The sequence below is a fragment of the Coleofasciculus sp. G2-EDA-02 genome, assembly GCF_040226375.1.
GTDB lineage: Bacteria > Cyanobacteriota > Cyanobacteriia > Cyanobacteriales > Coleofasciculaceae > Coleofasciculus.
Window position 1 is genome coordinate 24,738 of sequence record NZ_JAVKEW010000163.1, and the last position, 16,463, is coordinate 41,200.

13 protein-coding genes are annotated in these 16,463 nt (G+C 46.7%); 9 read left to right on the top strand and 4 right to left on the bottom strand.

From position 1 onward, the window contains the following. Positions 1-52 precede the first annotated feature (52 nt). Both RLO19_RS19785 and RLO19_RS19790 read left to right on the top strand, forming a co-directional pair. A complete protein-coding gene (locus RLO19_RS19785) occupies positions 53-946 on the top strand; it encodes a prohibitin family protein (RefSeq protein WP_446359160.1) in 894 nt (297 codons plus the stop codon). A 207-nt stretch (positions 947-1,153) separates the two neighbouring features. Next, on the top strand, positions 1,154-1,333 hold the full coding sequence (locus tag RLO19_RS19790; protein ID WP_446359161.1) for a hypothetical protein: 180 nt from the start codon (positions 1,154-1,156) through the stop codon (positions 1,331-1,333). Positions 1,334-1,336: 3 nt separating this feature from the next. Here RLO19_RS19790 and ctpC read toward each other — a convergent pair whose 3' ends face one another. From ctpC to RLO19_RS19805, 3 genes are all read right to left on the bottom strand, one after another. Continuing rightward, positions 1,337-2,629 carry a carboxyl-terminal processing protease CtpC gene (gene ctpC / locus RLO19_RS19795; protein ID WP_446359162.1) on the bottom strand — a complete coding sequence of 431 codons (1,293 nt, stop codon included), beginning with the start codon at positions 2,627-2,629 and terminating at the stop codon, positions 1,337-1,339. 232 nt (positions 2,630-2,861) lie between these two features. Beyond that, a complete protein-coding gene (locus RLO19_RS19800) occupies positions 2,862-7,709 on the bottom strand; it encodes a WD40 domain-containing protein (protein ID WP_446359163.1) in 4,848 nt (1,615 codons plus the stop codon). A 461-nt stretch (positions 7,710-8,170) separates the two neighbouring features. Further along, positions 8,171-9,505, bottom strand: coding sequence for a P-loop NTPase fold protein (locus RLO19_RS19805; protein WP_446359164.1), 1,335 nt, complete (start codon positions 9,503-9,505; stop codon positions 8,171-8,173). 441 nt (positions 9,506-9,946) lie between these two features. Here RLO19_RS19805 and RLO19_RS19810 point away from each other — a divergent pair, with 441 nt between their 5' ends. The 4 genes from RLO19_RS19810 to RLO19_RS19825 all read left to right on the top strand — a co-directional run bounded on the left by RLO19_RS19810 (position 9,947) and on the right by RLO19_RS19825 (position 13,955). Next, the gene (locus tag RLO19_RS19810; protein ID WP_446359165.1) at positions 9,947-10,789 is read left to right on the top strand and encodes a cell division protein FtsQ/DivIB; all 843 of its coding nucleotides are present in this window, start codon (positions 9,947-9,949) and stop codon (positions 10,787-10,789) included. Between the two features lie 190 nt (positions 10,790-10,979). Then, positions 10,980-12,251, top strand: coding sequence for a cell division protein FtsZ (gene ftsZ, locus RLO19_RS19815; protein ID WP_446359166.1), 1,272 nt, complete (start codon positions 10,980-10,982; stop codon positions 12,249-12,251). A gap of 121 nt (positions 12,252-12,372) precedes the next feature. Further along, the gene (gene thiD, locus RLO19_RS19820) at positions 12,373-13,176 is read left to right on the top strand and encodes a bifunctional hydroxymethylpyrimidine kinase/phosphomethylpyrimidine kinase (RefSeq protein WP_446359167.1); all 804 of its coding nucleotides are present in this window, start codon (positions 12,373-12,375) and stop codon (positions 13,174-13,176) included. A gap of 191 nt (positions 13,177-13,367) precedes the next feature. Continuing rightward, the gene (locus RLO19_RS19825; RefSeq protein WP_446359168.1) at positions 13,368-13,955 is read left to right on the top strand and encodes a hypothetical protein; all 588 of its coding nucleotides are present in this window, start codon (positions 13,368-13,370) and stop codon (positions 13,953-13,955) included. A gap of 50 nt (positions 13,956-14,005) precedes the next feature. On the opposite strand, the gene RLO19_RS19830 is transcribed toward RLO19_RS19825, so the two are convergent. Then, positions 14,006-14,410, bottom strand: a complete 405-nt coding sequence (locus RLO19_RS19830; protein ID WP_446338485.1) for an NIL domain-containing protein — start codon at positions 14,408-14,410, stop codon at positions 14,006-14,008. 71 nt (positions 14,411-14,481) lie between these two features. On the opposite strand from RLO19_RS19830, the gene RLO19_RS19835 reads away from it, so the two are divergent. The 3 genes from RLO19_RS19835 (at position 14,482) to RLO19_RS19845 (ending at position 16,130) form a co-directional block, all read left to right on the top strand. Next, the gene (locus RLO19_RS19835; protein WP_446359169.1) at positions 14,482-15,084 is read left to right on the top strand and encodes a thioredoxin family protein; all 603 of its coding nucleotides are present in this window, start codon (positions 14,482-14,484) and stop codon (positions 15,082-15,084) included. A gap of 189 nt (positions 15,085-15,273) precedes the next feature. Beyond that, entirely contained in the window at positions 15,274-15,567 is a 294-nt protein-coding gene (locus RLO19_RS19840) for a hypothetical protein (RefSeq protein WP_446359170.1), read from the top strand. Positions 15,568-15,899: 332 nt separating this feature from the next. Beyond that, positions 15,900-16,130 carry a hypothetical protein gene (locus RLO19_RS19845; RefSeq protein WP_446359171.1) on the top strand — a complete coding sequence of 77 codons (231 nt, stop codon included), beginning with the start codon at positions 15,900-15,902 and terminating at the stop codon, positions 16,128-16,130. Positions 16,131-16,463: the final 333 nt, after the last annotated feature.

Sequence of the window (16,463 nt, forward strand, 5' to 3'; positions counted from 1 at the left end):
TGACGGCTGTTCAATACAGAGAAACTGACGAAACCATTCCTTAAAAACGCTTATGTCATTTATTGCTTCACTCTTAACCACCCTTGTGGCAATCCTCGTCTTTTTGACGAGTGCCAAAATTCCCGATAAACGGACAAGCTTAACCGTGCGAGCCGTAGCATTACTCGTTGGCGTCATTGCTGTGATTGCCTCCGTTTTCAGAACTCTGATTATTATCCCAGCGGGGAATGTTGGTGTAGTCGAATTATTCGGACAAGTCTCTCAACGTCCCCTGAATCCGGGTGTGCATTTAGTTAACCCATTCGCTGAGGTTGAAGAGTTTTCCACGCGACTGCAAGATATCAAGGAAACCATCGAAGCGACATCCCAGGAAGGATTAGCGTTTAACATCGATGTCTCTCTTCAGTACAGACTAGAGCCTAACAAAGCCGCCGATGTGTATAAAACGATTGGCACAGAGGAAACGGACATTATCATTTCCCGATTTCGTTCCCTGGTGCGGGAAACAACCGCTAGCTATCCAGCCGAAGCCATTTACTCGTCGAAACGCCAAGAGGTTGCCAATCAGCTTCGTCAACGGATCAGTGAACAGTTGACTCCCCTAGGTTTTGTGGTTGATCAGGCTCTGTTGAGAGAAGTTAAATTGCCAGAAACGCTGCAAGCGGCTGTACAGCAGAAGCTGGCTACAGAGCAAGAAAGCCAGCAAATGAAATTTACCTTAGAAAAAGAGCGTCAAGAGGCAGAACGCAAACGTATTGAAGCAAGAGGGACAGCAGATGCTCAAAAGCTTATCTCTCAGGCTCTTAATCAGCAATTTCTCAGGTTAAAGGAAATTGAAGCAATGGAAAAACTGGCGAGTTCCAACAATGCTAAAGTCGTGATTATGGGCGGTGAATCAGGGGAAGCGCCAGTGATGTTCCAGCTTGATTCGGCTCAAAGTCCGTGATCGTTATCAATGGATAATTAATAATTGATAATTGACAATTGATTAATTGGGTCTAAGACCTCTTCGTTTACGAAGAAATTAAAAAAGATTTTCCTTAATTTAAATCCTCTTCTTTTAAGGAGAGGTCATTATCCATTGTTCATTATCCATTGTCAATTTGTGAATGGTTATTTGTTTTTTATCCACATTCTGTCGTTCTCAGTCCCCATGTCTGACACACAAAAATGGTACATTGTCAAGCAAAAAAATGGACAATGCGAAATTGTTAAGAGCACTCAACTCGAAGGTGAGGAAGAATCAGAACGCTGGGGACCTTTTGAATCTCAACAAGACGCGATCGCACACCGAGTTGGACTAATTCGGGCGGGAAAATGTCAACCTAGATAGTACCTATCGAGCCTGAACCGATGCCCTATTATTGGGTTGATCGGCAATTGCCTGATTAAGAACATCTAGAGCTTTGACATATTGGGGATCGTCTGGCGTGCCAATTTTACTCCGATCCTTCTGCAATTCCTTGCGCTGTTCCTCAGTCAGTTCTATGACAATATCCGGCGGAATCCCTTCCTTATTGATATCACGACCACTGGGCGTCAGATACTTAGCAATAGTCACCGCTAAACCCGAACCATCTCCGAGTCCGCGTACTGATTGTACCAAGCCTTTGCCAAAGGTCTGAGTTCCGACCAAGGTTGCTCGTTGGTTATCCTGCAAAGCACCCGAAAGAATTTCACTAGCACTCGCTGAACCACCATCAACTAGGACAACTAAAGGTTTATCCGTCAGGGATCGATTTCTAGCAACCTCTTCATTTGAACTACCCTGACGATTCACCGTAGAAACAATCTTCCCTTTATCCAGCCACATGCGGGCAATCTCAATGCTGGAGTAGAGTAATCCGCCCGGATTAGAGCGTAAATCCAAGACGTAGCCATCAACCTCCTGCGTCTCTAAATCCTTAATTGCCTCTCGCATTTCCTGTGCTGCGATCGCGCTAAACTGATTCAGGCGAATATAACCAATCCCACCCGTGGGTGTACTCCGATAGCTATAGCGTACTGGATGAATTTCAATCCGCGCCCGTGTAATTTTATAGTCGATTTCCTCCTCATCCCGTTGAATAGTTAGCGTCACATCAGTACCCGGTTTCCCGCGAATCAGTTGCACGGCGTCATTAACATCCATCCCTTCGGTACTCTGACCATCAATCTTGAGGATTATATCCCTGGCGAGAATACCCGCCTTAAACGCTGGCGTATCCTCAATTGGCGAAATGACCATTAACTTTTTCGTCTCTTCATCCTGGGCGATTTGAATCCCCACACCCGTTAATTCCCCAGAAGTATCAATTTGCATGTTTTTGAACTCTTCGGGGTCCATAAATCGGGTATAGGGATCATCGAGCTGCTTGAGCATTTCCCGAATGGCTTCGTAAGCTTCTTGCTTGTCAGCATAGGGGCGCTCTAAGTACTCAAGGCGAACGGCTCGCCAATCCACCTGATTGAAGGTAGCATCCACATACTGGCGATCAATAATTTGCCAGACTTCATCGACTAACTCTTTGGGGCTGTCCTGAAAAAAAGCCTGACTTTGAGATAAATGCAGACCAGCCCCTGTAACTGCAACCGTTGTTAAGACTACTGCGGTCGCCCCAACGACGAGGCTACGTTTTGTAATTACCATAATCCTTTCACAAGCTGGAGGAAAACGACTGCAAAGGAATTACGCTCACTCTAACACAGGCTATGCCAGCACGCTCCTGTTGCACATCTTTGTTATCCATCCTAGCTTGCTTGCCGTCCGGATGTAACGGCTATTGAGTTTTATCTGCCGATGGGTGCTGGGAAATCCCTCCCTAGTTGCCTGGACTAAATCGCTACACTGTATACCCCTCAAGGTTTATCGTATCAATAAATCATTTGGTGATATTCTCACCAGCAATGGGTTGACAAAGCTCACGATTACTCTGTTTCACATCTGGATTATGATTGAGATAATCTCGCAGCCAATTACAACTTTTGGATAACAGATTCTCTAAATCTAAATTCCAGACAATTGCCATATTATCTTCAGTGCCAACAGCCAAGGCTTGACCATCCGGACTCCAACTCACACTTGTGACCCGCCCCTCCTCAGCTTCCCAGGTTTTCACTAAAGTGTCATCCAGCCGCCAGATTTGTACCCGATTATCCCAACTTGTGGTGGCGAGAATATTGCCCCTAGGACTGAACTGAACCCGCGCCACACTATCAGTAGACCCTTTCAGTGTAGTTTGCAGTTTACCCTGGCGATTCCAGACTTTTACCGTATTGTCATAACTAGCTGACGCTAATAACTCGGAGTCTGCGGAGAAGCTGACATCTAAAACCCAATTACTATGACCCTTTAAGCTTTTCAGTAATTCTCCATGTACCGTCCACAACTTTACGGTTTGGTCATCACTAGCAGACGCCAATAGCTGACCATCGGGACTAAAACTCACCCCATTGACGCGGGATTGATGTCCCTTTAATGTTTTAATCAAAACTCCATCCCTTGTCCAAAGTTTAACCGTTTGATCCCGACTCGCTGAGGCAAGCTGTTGAGAATCAGGACTAAAACTAACATCCAAGACCCAATCCTGATGACCATTTAACACCTTAAGGAATTGTCCCTGTCGATTCCAAAGCCGAATCGTACCATCTCGACTAGCTGAAGCAATGCGTTCACCGTCAGGACTAAAACTAACGCTATAAATCCGTTCAGTATGTCCGTTTAAAGTAGAAAGCAGTTGACCCAGGCGATTCCAAACTTTGACAGTTTTATCGTTACTCGCCGTCGCAATCAATTCTCCATCAGGAGAAAAAGTAACATCTACCACATCATCGTCATGCCCTCGTAAAACTAACTGAGACTGTTGACGAAGTTGCCAAAGTTTGATGGTTTTATCATAGCTGGCAGAGGCAAGAATAACGGGGGTTGCTTGTGCCTGTTTTGTGGGACTAAAACTGACAGCAGTTACTCTATCGCTGTGTCCTTTAAAAGTTTTCAGTAACATCCCCTCGCGATTCCACAGTCTCACCGTATTATCGGCACTTGCGGCTGCAATCAACTGGCTGTCGGCGCTAAATGTCACGTTCAACACCCAGCGTTCCGGCTGAGATAGGGTTTTGATTAGCTTACCCTGAGTATTCCACAGTTTCACGGTGCGATCATCGCTAGCTGAGGCAATCAATTGACCATCGGGACTAAAAGCGACGCTGTTAACCTTACCCTGGTGTCCCGTGATGGTTTTCCACAGTTGACCATCTTCTGTCCACAATTTGATGGTTTGATCACTTCCGGCTGAAGCCAGGATCTCACCATTGGGACTAAAAGCAACCCACTGCGCTCCGTTTTTGTGAGCCGAAATAGTACGGATTAACTGACCATCCACTTGCCACAGTCGCACCGTACCATCCGCACCTGTGGAGGCTAAGCGTTTACCATTGGGACTAAAGGTAACGCTGTAAACATAATCCTTATGCCCGCTCAGAGTGCGGACGAGGGTGCCATCACGACGCCATAATTTCACCCTACCATCCCAACTACTCGATGCAATGAGCTGGCTATCTGGACTAAACGAAACACTGGTGACGCTATCTTGATGCCCTTGCAGGGTAGTGACCAAAGTGCCATCAGGACGCCATAATTTCACCCTACCATCGCGGCTGGCTGAGGCAATCACTTCTCCATCAGGAGAAAAGCTCACATCCCAGACGATATCACTATGTCCTTCTAAACGATTTCGCTCCGTCACCGAGTCTACGGCTTGGGAGAGGGCGGCAATCACTTGCAGGTGGGTATCTGGTTCAACCTGTACAGCAACGTGCTTAAGCTGTCTAGCAGCTCTTAGCCCTTCCAGCAGAGCATCAAATTCCTTTCCGGAAGCAAATAGAGCTTCTGAGAACGCACTAATCGCACCCAATTGGGCATTAAACGTCAGAGTCTCAGCACGTCGGCGTTGCACCTCAGCCCGCCATCCTAAACCCCCAGCGGTAACTGCCAGAACTGCCATCGCCATACCGACGGCGATGGCACCCAGTCGCTGTTTGCGAACTCGTAAGAGTTCCATCTGACTGTTCTGTAGCCGTTTCACAAGAGTGAGCTTGCGGCGTTTTTTGTAATGGTGGCGGATTGGTGCGACTAAGTAATCGTGAACAAGCTGATATCGATCCTCTGGTTCATCGGGTAGGCGAAATAACAATCCGGCGCCGACCAAAATCTCCAGAATTAGGGGAAGTGGGGGTAGGGAGTTGGCAATAGAGGGGGACGGTGTTTGTCCCATATCCAAATCCTTTGTCCCCGATTCCAACTCGGTTTGAGTTTTCAGGGGACGAGTCCCTCGGTCATCCGTCAGTGAAAATAAGACATGCCAAACCGTATCTGTGTTCTCAGATCCACAATCGGCAATGGCACTGATGAGCCAGCGTTCGACTAAGGTTGCCTTGGGATTCGTGCCTAGGGCTTGGTATTGCGCCAGGGTGGTAATTTTTTCCGCTTGTAGTTGCATACCCACCACTTGTAATTCAATCAGTCGCACGCTTTGTGTCGGTGAGGCTAAATCCTGAACCAGGGCATCAATTAGGGCTTCGTCTAACTTAAACTGAGACCCAGAAGCGAGGGTAGAAATGACATTCTTCGCTTCCTGTGGGGACAGATCACCCAGGTGATAACGAAGTTGCCGATCCAAAATATTGTTGTTGATGGCACTCAAATTGGTGTAGCGTTCGCATTCGAGGAGGTAATGCAGGTAATCTTCTCGCAGGGATAAAATAACTTTAACAAAGGGAAGATTGAGGCAATGTTCCAAAAATTCATAGAACTTGCGTCGCTGTTCTAAGTCAGTACAGACGAAAAAAAATTCTTCAAACTGATCAAAAATCAGAACGATCAGGACATTGCCATCAGCCGCCTGCTGCAACTGGTCTAGACTGGTTGGCAGTTGGGTCAGCGATTGGGGTGCTAAGGCGGTATCTGATGAGGGATAAGTGGTGCAGCCTAACCCCTGGGTGAGTTGTCGAGAAAACTCTCCCCGCCAATCACGATAGACTTTTTGCACTACGGGGATAACCTCTCTGGCGCTAATCGTGCGACTGGCTAAGGCGGGGACTAATCCCGCATGAATGAGAGAACTTTTACCAACGCCAGAGGAGCCATGAATCACGGTTAGTTTGTGATCATTGCGGCTTAGGCGTTCCAAGAGTCGATTCACATCAGGCAATCGCCCAGCGGCGGCTATTTCCAGGGGCGATAATTGTTGCTCAGCTCGTCCAGAAAGTAAGGGTGCGGCACCGAGAAAGGTAAAAAAGCCATACTGTTGTTCTAAGGAGCGCTGTTTTTGCTTGAGTTCAAAGGCTCGTAGGTATTTCTGGTGATCATAGTAGAGCGATCGCAGTTCTTGGAGAATGTCGAGATAAAGCTGGGGAGACTGATGGGGAGCTTTGGGGAGTAACCCCTCTACCGTTAACGCTGTCTCTAAATCCGCAATAGCAGCCGTCGATTCACCCAGTTGACGCTGGGCTTTGGCACGGATGAGTAAATACCATCCCTGATGCTGAGGCTGAAATAATTGGGAATTCTCCAAAATGTCTAACGCCGTTTGCGCGAAGACTTTGGCATCCTCCCAGTTGGATTCTTCTAATGCCACAGCCGCTAAAAAACCGTAAGCTTGCGGTAATTGAGCGGCGTTGTCTTGGGTTTGAGACTGCGCCAAAGACTGAAGTGCCAGCGCTTGTAAATCTGCCCAATTTTGCAGATTTTGCAAGACTTCACCCAGTTGAATGGTTAAATGGGCAACCCAATCCAAGCGTCCCGCCGTCGTAAAGACGTCAATCCCCCCTTGCCAAAATTCTCTGGCTCTCTCCCAACTTCTATACTTGTGATTGGGGTGTAATTGAGCTTGACGACAATAACACCAGCCTAGATGACATAGCAATATGCCAATCCGTTCTAAGGATTGTTTAGGGATGTCATCGGATACAGCACACTGAATCTGTTGCCAAACGTCTAGACTCCGTTGATACTGCTCAAGGGCAACTTCAATTAGGTCATGGCGAAAGGCATCTCTAGCTAAAATAAATTGCCATGTCGCATAGTGGGCAGGTTCTAGACTCACATCACGCGCCTGCAAATCCCGTAAGGCGGATTCGAGTTCTTGACGACACTGGCATCCTGGCGCCAACTTGAGTGCCTCATTGGACAAAAATTCACCGACACTTTTATCTAAAAGGGTGGTGAAAAGTTCCTCTGTCGTTTGCTCCCATAAGTGCAACAATTCGGCTGTTGCTAGTTCAAATTTAATCGAGGTGGCAGCCCAACTTTTAAAATCGGGCGCAAATCGAGCTAATTTGTGGAGTAATTCATCCGTGACCCATAAAACGATGGGAAAGGTAAAACTTTTAGGAAATTCGTCTCGTACCTGATTTGTGGAAATTAAGACCGGATCAATTGCCGTTAAGGATTCTAGACCAAATACGAGCAAGGCAGATACCTCCTCTGGCGCGATCGCGTCTAGGATAACGGTATATAAGGTTTGACTGGATTCTTGAAGCACTAACTGTTTCAAGGGAATTCCCGTCAGCCCTTGGAGTTTCTGCCATAGGGGTTGCTTGCAGCACTGATAGTTGCAGCGAACTAAAATCAGGGCAAATTGTCCTTCAGACAAGGTGATTGCCCGAGCGAGGGTGGATAATGAACGCTCATTGGCTAAGACTATTTCTTCGGCTCTCTCTTGCTCCTTCATTCCTATCAAAATGTGACTACTCCTAGTTGGTTCTCATTGAGGAAAATAGTTTTACCAAGGGAAATTAATTACGGACGAAAAAAAACAGAAAACAAACCAATGATACCTCTATTGGCTTAATTGGATCGGCTTGACTATTTTCAGTATTTATTTTTTATTAAATCCTATTTTTGATAATATAAAAACTATTAATTTAGCCACTCAAGCCACTTATAAAATCACAACTTAGACGCAGATAATTTAACAAGTTCTGATTCAATTAAACAGTGAGATCAACTGATAAAAATCGTGACAAAATTTTATGTTAAATGTGATTTAGATCACTGATTTGGGATTGGGGAAGTTTTAACCCTTCGCTTGGCGCATAGGGCATAGTGCGTGAGTTAACTCCCCCAGCTCCCCCCGCTCTTAGACGTTCCAGCGAAACGTCTCTACTCCCCCTGCACCCTTTGACCCCGACACTAAGCGCTCTGGCTCACGGCGGCGACAGATTTAAACCGGGCAGTCTCGGCTAAAGCTGGGTTGACTCCAAACCAGCGACCCAAGTCATCGCGGTATTCATAGACAAACATGCTGCGTAGCAAGGTTTGATACTCTTTTTCACCTCGAATGAACTGCTGTTGAACGACCTGAAAGAGTAACTGCCATTCTGGATCTTCAACCGCTAACGCCAGATCGTCACGGTATCCCTTAATTACGCTTTCTAAGCATTCGCGAGAAAAGGGTGGATCTTCTTGTTGCAGGCAGTTATACAGCACTCCCAATAAGTTGCGGATGTGACCCCCACTAATCCGACAGAGGCGGTCTAGGGTTTCGGGACTGTCAAAAACCTCTGAGATTAAACTTAAGCGGTCTTCCGGAGAAACCGTGGGAAAGGCACGGGCTAAAACGAGTTGTCGGAGTAATGCCATACCTTGGGGGAACTCACGACCATCTCGAAACCCGATCGGCACCATGGGCAACACTTTGGGAGCGACACCCCCTCCCAAACGATTCTTGAGGGTTTCGTACTCGTTAGAGAACATCAACGCTAAGGGTATGGTATAGACCAGATGACACCCTAAACGTCGCAATTGAGAGCCTCGGTCGATAAACAGGTATTCAGGCTGCAATCGATCCCCATGAACCCGCCTGGGATCAACCCGATCCAAATTGTCTACAATGACAACTAACCCTTGTTTCCCGCGTTGTTTAAGCTTTTTTATCGCAGGTTCAATGATTTCGGTATTAATCGCCTGTAAAATACCTTGAGTGCGAGGCTCTAGGTGCTGTCTAAGCTGTTCGCGCAATTGAGGGCTATCTTTAGTTTTAGCCGTAATTTTGGCAATGCCCACGGAAAGTTCAGCGGCTACATCCACATCGATAGGCGTCTGTAAGAATTCATTAATCTCGTTGAAGAGTTTGTTAAAGTACCGGGGTTGGAGATGAATCCCGATCGCTTCTAGGTTTTCACTCACCGACCGAGCGATGCTGAGCAAAATATCGCTAATATCAACATCTGCCATGTCTAAGTCTTGAGACGACTCGAAATAGACAACGTGAAATTGTTGCTCCTCTAACTGAGCCTTCAATCGAAACAATTCGGTAGACTTGCCACAGCCAATATGCCCAGTAAAGAGTTGGCAGGTGGGTTCATCCGGTGAAAGTCGCGCGATCGTTCGTCCTAAGGCTTCGATAATTTTGCCGCCCCGCACGGAGGAAAAATTAATATAGTACTGACGATCCTCTGGATTGCCCATAACTAGAGTTCTAGCTGGGTTACAGGCTTTGAAAAAAGTAGGTAGATGCAGTTTCATAAAGCAAGACTCTTAAGTCACCTGATTCAAGTAGAGAGTAAATCATTGACTGAACCCTTATGCGTAGGGGTAATACCCCCCCTTAGTGTCAATAGCCCGGATGTGATCCCCCAGTTAGAGTAGTGAGGAAAACCTCACCAAAATAACTGACCCCTCGAAAATCTTCTCCCCCTGTCTCACTTATACCTTGATAACGCCTGAGCAAGCTGGCTTGCAATAACGATTGCACCATGATAGTGTGATCTGTTAAATGGCAACGACTTGCATCAGCACAACCAGCTTGGTCAGCCATCGCCCGGTTTGATGACAACGGCAAGAAAAGGAAACCAGGGAAGAAAAGATTTCCTCATCCGTTAAGGTTAGTGGGGCAGAATGTCAATCTCCTGGCAAGGGAAAGTAGGATGGTGGCATTGATATATTTGGAACCTCTAGCGGTAGTAGATGGCAAACATTGCATCAGTTTCCCAAGCACAAATCAGTAATCGGCGACAACATTTACGACGCGCACGCCGAATTAAATTTTTTCAGGCTCTGTGGCGATCGCTCATGGTTGGCGGTATGGCTAGCGGTTTGATTTGGGCGATTACCTTGCCCGACTGGGTGATTCGCCAACCGGAACAGATTGACATTGAGGGCAATGAATTTCTCTCAACTCAAGCAATTCGTTCCCTGCTCCCCTTATCCTATCCTCAGTCCCTATTGCGCGTGGAACCCCAAGCGATCGCGGAGGTGCTTGAGGGCGCCGCACCCATTGCAACAGCGACAGTAACCCGTCAACTCATACCCCCAGGATTGACCATTCAAGTGCAAGAGCGCCAGCCCGTTGCGATCGCACAGGGGATAGCTTTAGCTGCACAGGGGCAAACTCAGGTGACCTCAGAACCGGGCTTTTTGGATGAACGGGGTGTCTGGATGCCCCAAAGTAGCTATCATTCTCTCAAAGCCAATGTGGAGTTGCCCACGCTGCAAGTAAGGGGTCAAAATGAATACTATCGTCCTTACTGGTCGCAAGTGTATCAGGTCATCCACCATTCTCCCGTCAAAGTCCTGGAAATTGATTGGCGAAACCCAGCTAATTTAATCTTGAAAACCGAGTTAGGAAATGTTCACTTAGGATCGGGTAGTTCCCAGTTGGCGGAGCAACTGGCAGTCTTGGATCGTATGCGACAGTTACCCACTCATCTTCAACAAAGCCAAATCGCCTATATTGATCTCAAAAACCCAGACCGTCCGGTGATTCAGATGAGGATGCCAAGTGAGACATCTGAACCTGATCATGACTAACCGTGGCGGGAAGAGTGGTATAAAAGAGAATTCAGCTATGCCAATTTTGGCAACTCTTGAGGAGAGTACCCTTCAAGAGTCTTAACCACAAACAGGGGTGTTCGTTGGTTTTTCGATCGACTTACCCTATAGTTGACTCAGATTGCTACATATAACTGATAAAGTTGATTATCAACCCTGACCTATTGCAATGACGCTTAATAGTAAACTAGGGCTTGTCCATCAAAGCTCTCCTATCACACTGAATACCGATCTTTCAGTTGGAGTGGAAAATACCCATCCCTTCAGTAACTCTGGGTTGCAGTTTGGTCAACCCCATGATTATGATTCCAAGGGGATTCCCAGGGAAGACACGAGGAGTGACAACATTTTGCCAGGTAGTGTTGCCAAAATTAAAGTTGTTGGTGTTGGTGGTGGAGGCGGAAACGCGGTCAACCGAATGATTGCCAGTGAGGTGGCTGGGATCGAGTTTTGGTCGATTAATACCGATTCTCAAGCCCTCTCCCAAAACTCCGCCGCCAAACGCTTGCAGGTGGGTCAGAAATTGACAAGGGGACTCGGTGCAGGCGGAAATCCAGCCATTGGTCAAAAAGCGGCGGAAGAATCTCGCGATGAAATTGCCCAAGCCTTAGCCGAGTCAGATTTAGTTTTCATCACAGCCGGGATGGGCGGTGGTACAGGAACGGGGGCGGCGCCAATTGTGGCAGAGATTGCGAAAGAACTCGGCGCTTTAACAGTGGGCGTTGTGACTCGTCCCTTCACCTTTGAGGGACGCCGCCGTACTTCTCAAGCAGAGGAAGGAATTGCGGCACTGCAAAGCCGCGTCGATACTCTAATCGTGATTCCCAATAATAAGCTCTTGTCGGTGATTTCTGAACAAACACCGGTTCAAGATGCCTTTAGAGTGGCTGATGATATCCTGCGTCAGGGTGTGCAGGGAATCTCAGACATTATCACCGTTCCGGGGTTAGTGAATGTCGATTTTGCTGACGTGCGAGCTGTTATGGCAGACGCAGGTTCGGCGTTAATGGGAATTGGTGTGGGTTCAGGTAAATCCCGCGCTAGAGAAGCGGCTGTGGCGGCGATTTCCTCGCCCCTACTGGAGTCTTCAGTAGAAGGCGCTAGAGGGGTGGTCTTTAATATTACAGGTGGTAGTGATCTGACGTTACACGAAGTTAATGCCGCGGCAGAAACAATCTACGAAGTGGTTGATCCTAACGCCAATATTATTTTTGGTGCTGTGATTGATGACAGGCTTCAAGGTGAGATTAGAATTACGGTGATTGCCACGGGCTTTAGTGGTGAAGCGCCACCGCCCCCACCTGTCAAAGAAATTCCCCGTTATACGCGGCCGATCACACCGAAACCGAATCCACCCACCCCCCCCGCACCCGAACCAAAAAACCGACCGGGGCTAGATATTCCCGAATTTTTGCAACGGCGTCGTTTTCCCAGAAGCTAACAAATCATGCATTTTTCACCGGCTGTAGGGGCTCTCGCATTTGCGCCCAGATTTTTCGGTTCTACAGTTCAATTTTCGTCGCGAATGCGAGAGCCCAAGGGTTTCAGTCAAAGGTCAAAACATGCAAGTACCAGTAGCGCTGACAATAGCCGGATCGGATAGCGGAGGTGGGGCGGGAATTCAGGCAGATTTGAAAACCTTTGCTTTTCACTGTGTTCATGGAACGAGTGCCTTGACTTGTGTCACCGCCCAGAATACTCAAGGGGTCAACCGCGTGGATGCAATGCCTGTCGCCGCCGTCGTTGCCCAAATTGAGGCGGTGGTGCGTGATATCGGTACTCAGGCGACCAAAACGGGAATGTTACTCAACGCTGAGATTATTAATGCTGTGGTTTCCCAGGTTCAGGGTTTAAATCTTGACCCGTTGGTGGTTGATCCGGTGATGGTATCCCGCACAGGAGACCAATTGATTGATGATCAGGCGGTAATGTCTTTGCGAGAGGGTTTGATTCCTTTGGCAACAATAGTCACACCAAACCGTTATGAGGCTCAATTACTCAGCGGTTTGGACATTCATACTCTGGATGATATGGGAAGGGCTGCCCAACGTATTTATCAACTGGGAGCAAAAGCTGTCTTGGTTAAGGGCGGTGGGATGACGGGTAATCTATGTGGGGTCGATGTCTGGTTTGATGGAACCCAGTTGTACACCCTGAAAACAACCTGGATTGAGACAAAGAATAATCACGGTACAGGCTGTACACTCAGTAGTGCGATCGCGGCGAATTTGGCGATGGGGAAAAACCCACTCACCGCCGTGCAATTGGCAAAGGAGTATGTGACAACAGCACTCCAATACGCTCTCGATATTGGTCAAGGATATGGACCTGTGGGGCATTTTTTCGCTGTATTGCCCCGTTTATGACCGGAAAGGGCAAGGGAGTAGGGTTAAGGTTAAATAGCGTTTACTCATTGCCTAAAGAGGCGAATATTGTAAGATAGGCGTCGTATAATTAATGCCACAGTTATGGAGCTAGGAGTTGATCAGAAATAGGTTACGACTATTCCTCGATAAAATCAAAACTCTGATGACTCTACAGAGGCTTGGCAAGACCCATGAATTCTAATTCCCCAATTAATCCTTCTATGCAAAATCCGCCAACTGATCGTTATACCCCCTCAACCTCTGCCAATAATTATTGCCCTTCGGTGCCAATCTCTGTATACCGGGAACTGGCGGCTGAGTTACAAGCCGCTCAAGCTATGTTGGATTCCCTCAATGGTCAAAATCAGCAGTTGGTCAAACAAAACCAAAAACTGCGCCAAGAAGTGGAAAAAGTCCTGCAATCGAGCCAACATCTTCAGCAGGTTGTGGATTCATTGACACCCGTCACTGGCGCCCCAATGCCTCGACGCCAGTCGATTCCCTCAGAACCTCGTCCCACCCCGTCAATCCCTAAATCAGCCCCCTCTAGGGTAGGGGTTGATGTTCCACCCCCTCATAACTTGGAAGCCCCTTCATCGCCTTACAGAGAAACGTTGGTGATTGAACAGCAAGAGTCTCGTTCCCGTCGTACATCCGCTTCTGAGAGCTATAGAGAGGTCAATGGCTGGGTTTTAATTTTAGCTATCGTGCTGATTGTACTCACCGCATTTGGTACAGGTTTTCTGATTGTGCGACCTTTGTTAAAGAACAATCGCTAATTATCATGGGTCAAATGTCCTTGAATCACCAATGAACCATGAACCAATAACTACAGATTAGTAGAAATTGCCTGAACCGGACAAGTTGGGATACACTGCTCACAGACAATACAACGCGATCGCGTAAAGTTAAGTCGAAAGGTATCGGGATTGAGGGTTAAGGCTTCTGTGGGACACACACCTGTACACAACCCACAATCAACACAGCTCGTTTCATCAATCATAATTTCACGGTCAACCAGGGATACATTAATATCGTGCGATCGCATCCACTCAATGGCAGCATCGAGCTGATCAATATCTCCTGAGAGTTCCACCACCAGTTTACCGATTTGATTGGGTGCGACTTGGGCGCGGATAATATTGGCGGCGACATTGAAATCCTTTGCCAGTCGGTAGGTTACTGGCATTTGAACGGTGCGTTTGGGAAAGGTTAGAGTTAGCCGTTTTTTCATGGTCTTGTTAGCCTATGGAAAGGATCGTTTTGATAAAAATTGATCAGTTGTAGGTTAAATTGCCCTTAAATATGACCGCGAATTCCCCCGACTCCGGATCTCCATCTCCCCAAACACCTAAAGCAAATCTCAGCTCTCGACTGAGAAATTTTATAATTGCCCTAGTCGCCATCATTCTTGGCGTTGCTCTATTCTTAGGATTACAAACACAGACGGGTTCGGCTTCTCTTGACGCCCAAGCTGAGGAATCTACGCCCCTAGAAGTCGCACTGAGCAATGGCAAGCCCACCTTCATGGAGTTCTATGCTAACTGGTGTACCAGTTGTCAAGCCATGGCGCAGGACTTAGGGGAATTGAAACAACAGTACACTGACTCGGTTAATTTTGTGATGCTGAATGTGGATAACAGCAAGTGGTTACCAGAAATTCTTAACTATCGAGTCGATGGTATCCCCCATTTTGTTTTTTTAGACACCCAAGGCGAAACCATTGCCCAAACGATTGGGGAACAACCTCGCCCGGTTTTGGAGGCGAACTTAGAAGCCTTGGTCGCTAATTTACCATTACCCTATACTCAAGGCGATGGACAAGTCTCTACATTTAAAGCGCCTGTGTCATCGTCAAAGACATCCCCAGATGACCCTCGCAGTCATGGGAGTCAAGTGAAAGAGTAGTTTTTGACTGAAGACCTCAAAAGAGCCATGTAGAGATTGTAGCAGGCTACGTCGGGGAACAGTAGCAAATACAGTCTCTTCCCTAGTCCACCCTGTTAAGTAAAGTTTTTTTTACAGAGCTTTGGAAGGATAGGCTTCGCTCCATTATCTTGGATATGGGAGAGCTACTAGGCTAGTAGGAGGATAAAAATGGCAGATCAACACTCTCCAGCCAATTACACCAGCGCTGACTTTGAGAAGGCGGCACTCAGCCGATTCCGTTCTCTCATATCTTTTCTACCCAAAAATTGTAAGTTATTTCGAGAACTCTGGAATCGTTCTACAGTACTGTGTTTAGACTTTGACGATTGTCCTCACCTTCTCGATCAGGTTATGAGTCAATCTTTTTTGCTATTACTCGTAGCCCATTACTTAGGATTGGCTGACTCTGTACTTTTCCGAAGAGGTAAAAAGGTAATGGGATGGATGTCCATGGTGCCCTAGAGTGTCAGTCTGTGTAACCCTAGTTAGCCGCTCTTAAAAGTTAAGAAGTTACAAGTAATAAGTCCGAAAAGAAATAGTTTTGTCTCTTTTGTTACAATGTCACCCTGTAAAACTAATATTTTTTTTGTCGTTAATGTTACGATTAGTCAGGTGAGTTCGATTCCTAAAAACGCTGGTCTAGATGTTAAGGTAAAGATGGTAAAGTCAAGATAGGCATCGTACAAAAAGGCAGAAAGCAGAAAGTGGAAATCGCGGAAACTGTAACGATTTCCGTCGTGCTGCCATAAGAGTTTGTATGAGGCATATCCTTGAGTTATTTCTTCTATAGTTTTATGACGCTAATACTTTGGTTAATCACCTTATCGATTGCCTTAATCGCTGTCTACCTTAGCATTAAAGTCACTGAAGAAATAGAACGAGTTGCTGCTGTACTTACTGCCTTAATTTGTCTGGTATTTTGCTTGTTTTTTGCTCCGATGTCGATAAAAGTAGCAATTCTACTCCTGCTCCTGGTTAGTCTAAACTACACGGTTAACCTAATTAGCCGAAATATTTCATCTTGACTCTAGTTGTGACGAATGACGCTCTCCGCTTTTAACTTTTATTGTGCCTATGAATAAGTCATTTGAGTAGGGAGTCAGGTTTTTCACCCCTTAATACCAAATCCGCCTTGGAAACCCCATGCAAGAGGAGGCGATTGAAATCGCTGCTACACAAACAAAGTCCGCCTGCGCGGACTAGATTTTCACAAATTGACAATGGATAATGACCTCTCCTTAAAAGAAGAGGATTGAAATTAAGGAAAATTTTTTTTAATTTCTTCGTAAACGAAGAGGTCTTAGACCCAATTAATCAATTGTCAATTATCAATTATTAATTATCCATTGATAAAGGGG

Coding starts and splice junctions, on each gene's coding strand:
- ftsZ (WP_446359166.1), top strand. CDS start 10,980: ATGACGCTTAATAGTAAACTAGGGCTTGTCCATCAAAGCTCTCCTATC.
- RLO19_RS19825 (WP_446359168.1), top strand. CDS start 13,368: ATGAATTCTAATTCCCCAATTAATCCTTCTATGCAAAATCCGCCAACT.
- RLO19_RS19840 (WP_446359170.1), top strand. CDS start 15,274: ATGGCAGATCAACACTCTCCAGCCAATTACACCAGCGCTGACTTTGAG.
- RLO19_RS19790 (WP_446359161.1), top strand. CDS start 1,154: ATGTCTGACACACAAAAATGGTACATTGTCAAGCAAAAAAATGGACAA.
- ctpC (WP_446359162.1), bottom strand. CDS start 2,629: ATGGTAATTACAAAACGTAGCCTCGTCGTTGGGGCGACCGCAGTAGTC.
- RLO19_RS19830 (WP_446338485.1), bottom strand. CDS start 14,410: ATGAAAAAACGGCTAACTCTAACCTTTCCCAAACGCACCGTTCAAATG.
- RLO19_RS19805 (WP_446359164.1), bottom strand. CDS start 9,505: ATGAAACTGCATCTACCTACTTTTTTCAAAGCCTGTAACCCAGCTAGA.
- RLO19_RS19800 (WP_446359163.1), bottom strand. CDS start 7,709: ATGAAGGAGCAAGAGAGAGCCGAAGAAATAGTCTTAGCCAATGAGCGT.
- thiD (WP_446359167.1), top strand. CDS start 12,373: ATGCAAGTACCAGTAGCGCTGACAATAGCCGGATCGGATAGCGGAGGT.
- RLO19_RS19845 (WP_446359171.1), top strand. CDS start 15,900: ATGACGCTAATACTTTGGTTAATCACCTTATCGATTGCCTTAATCGCT.
- RLO19_RS19785 (WP_446359160.1), top strand. CDS start 53: ATGTCATTTATTGCTTCACTCTTAACCACCCTTGTGGCAATCCTCGTC.
- RLO19_RS19835 (WP_446359169.1), top strand. CDS start 14,482: ATGACCGCGAATTCCCCCGACTCCGGATCTCCATCTCCCCAAACACCT.
- RLO19_RS19810 (WP_446359165.1), top strand. CDS start 9,947: ATGGCAAACATTGCATCAGTTTCCCAAGCACAAATCAGTAATCGGCGA.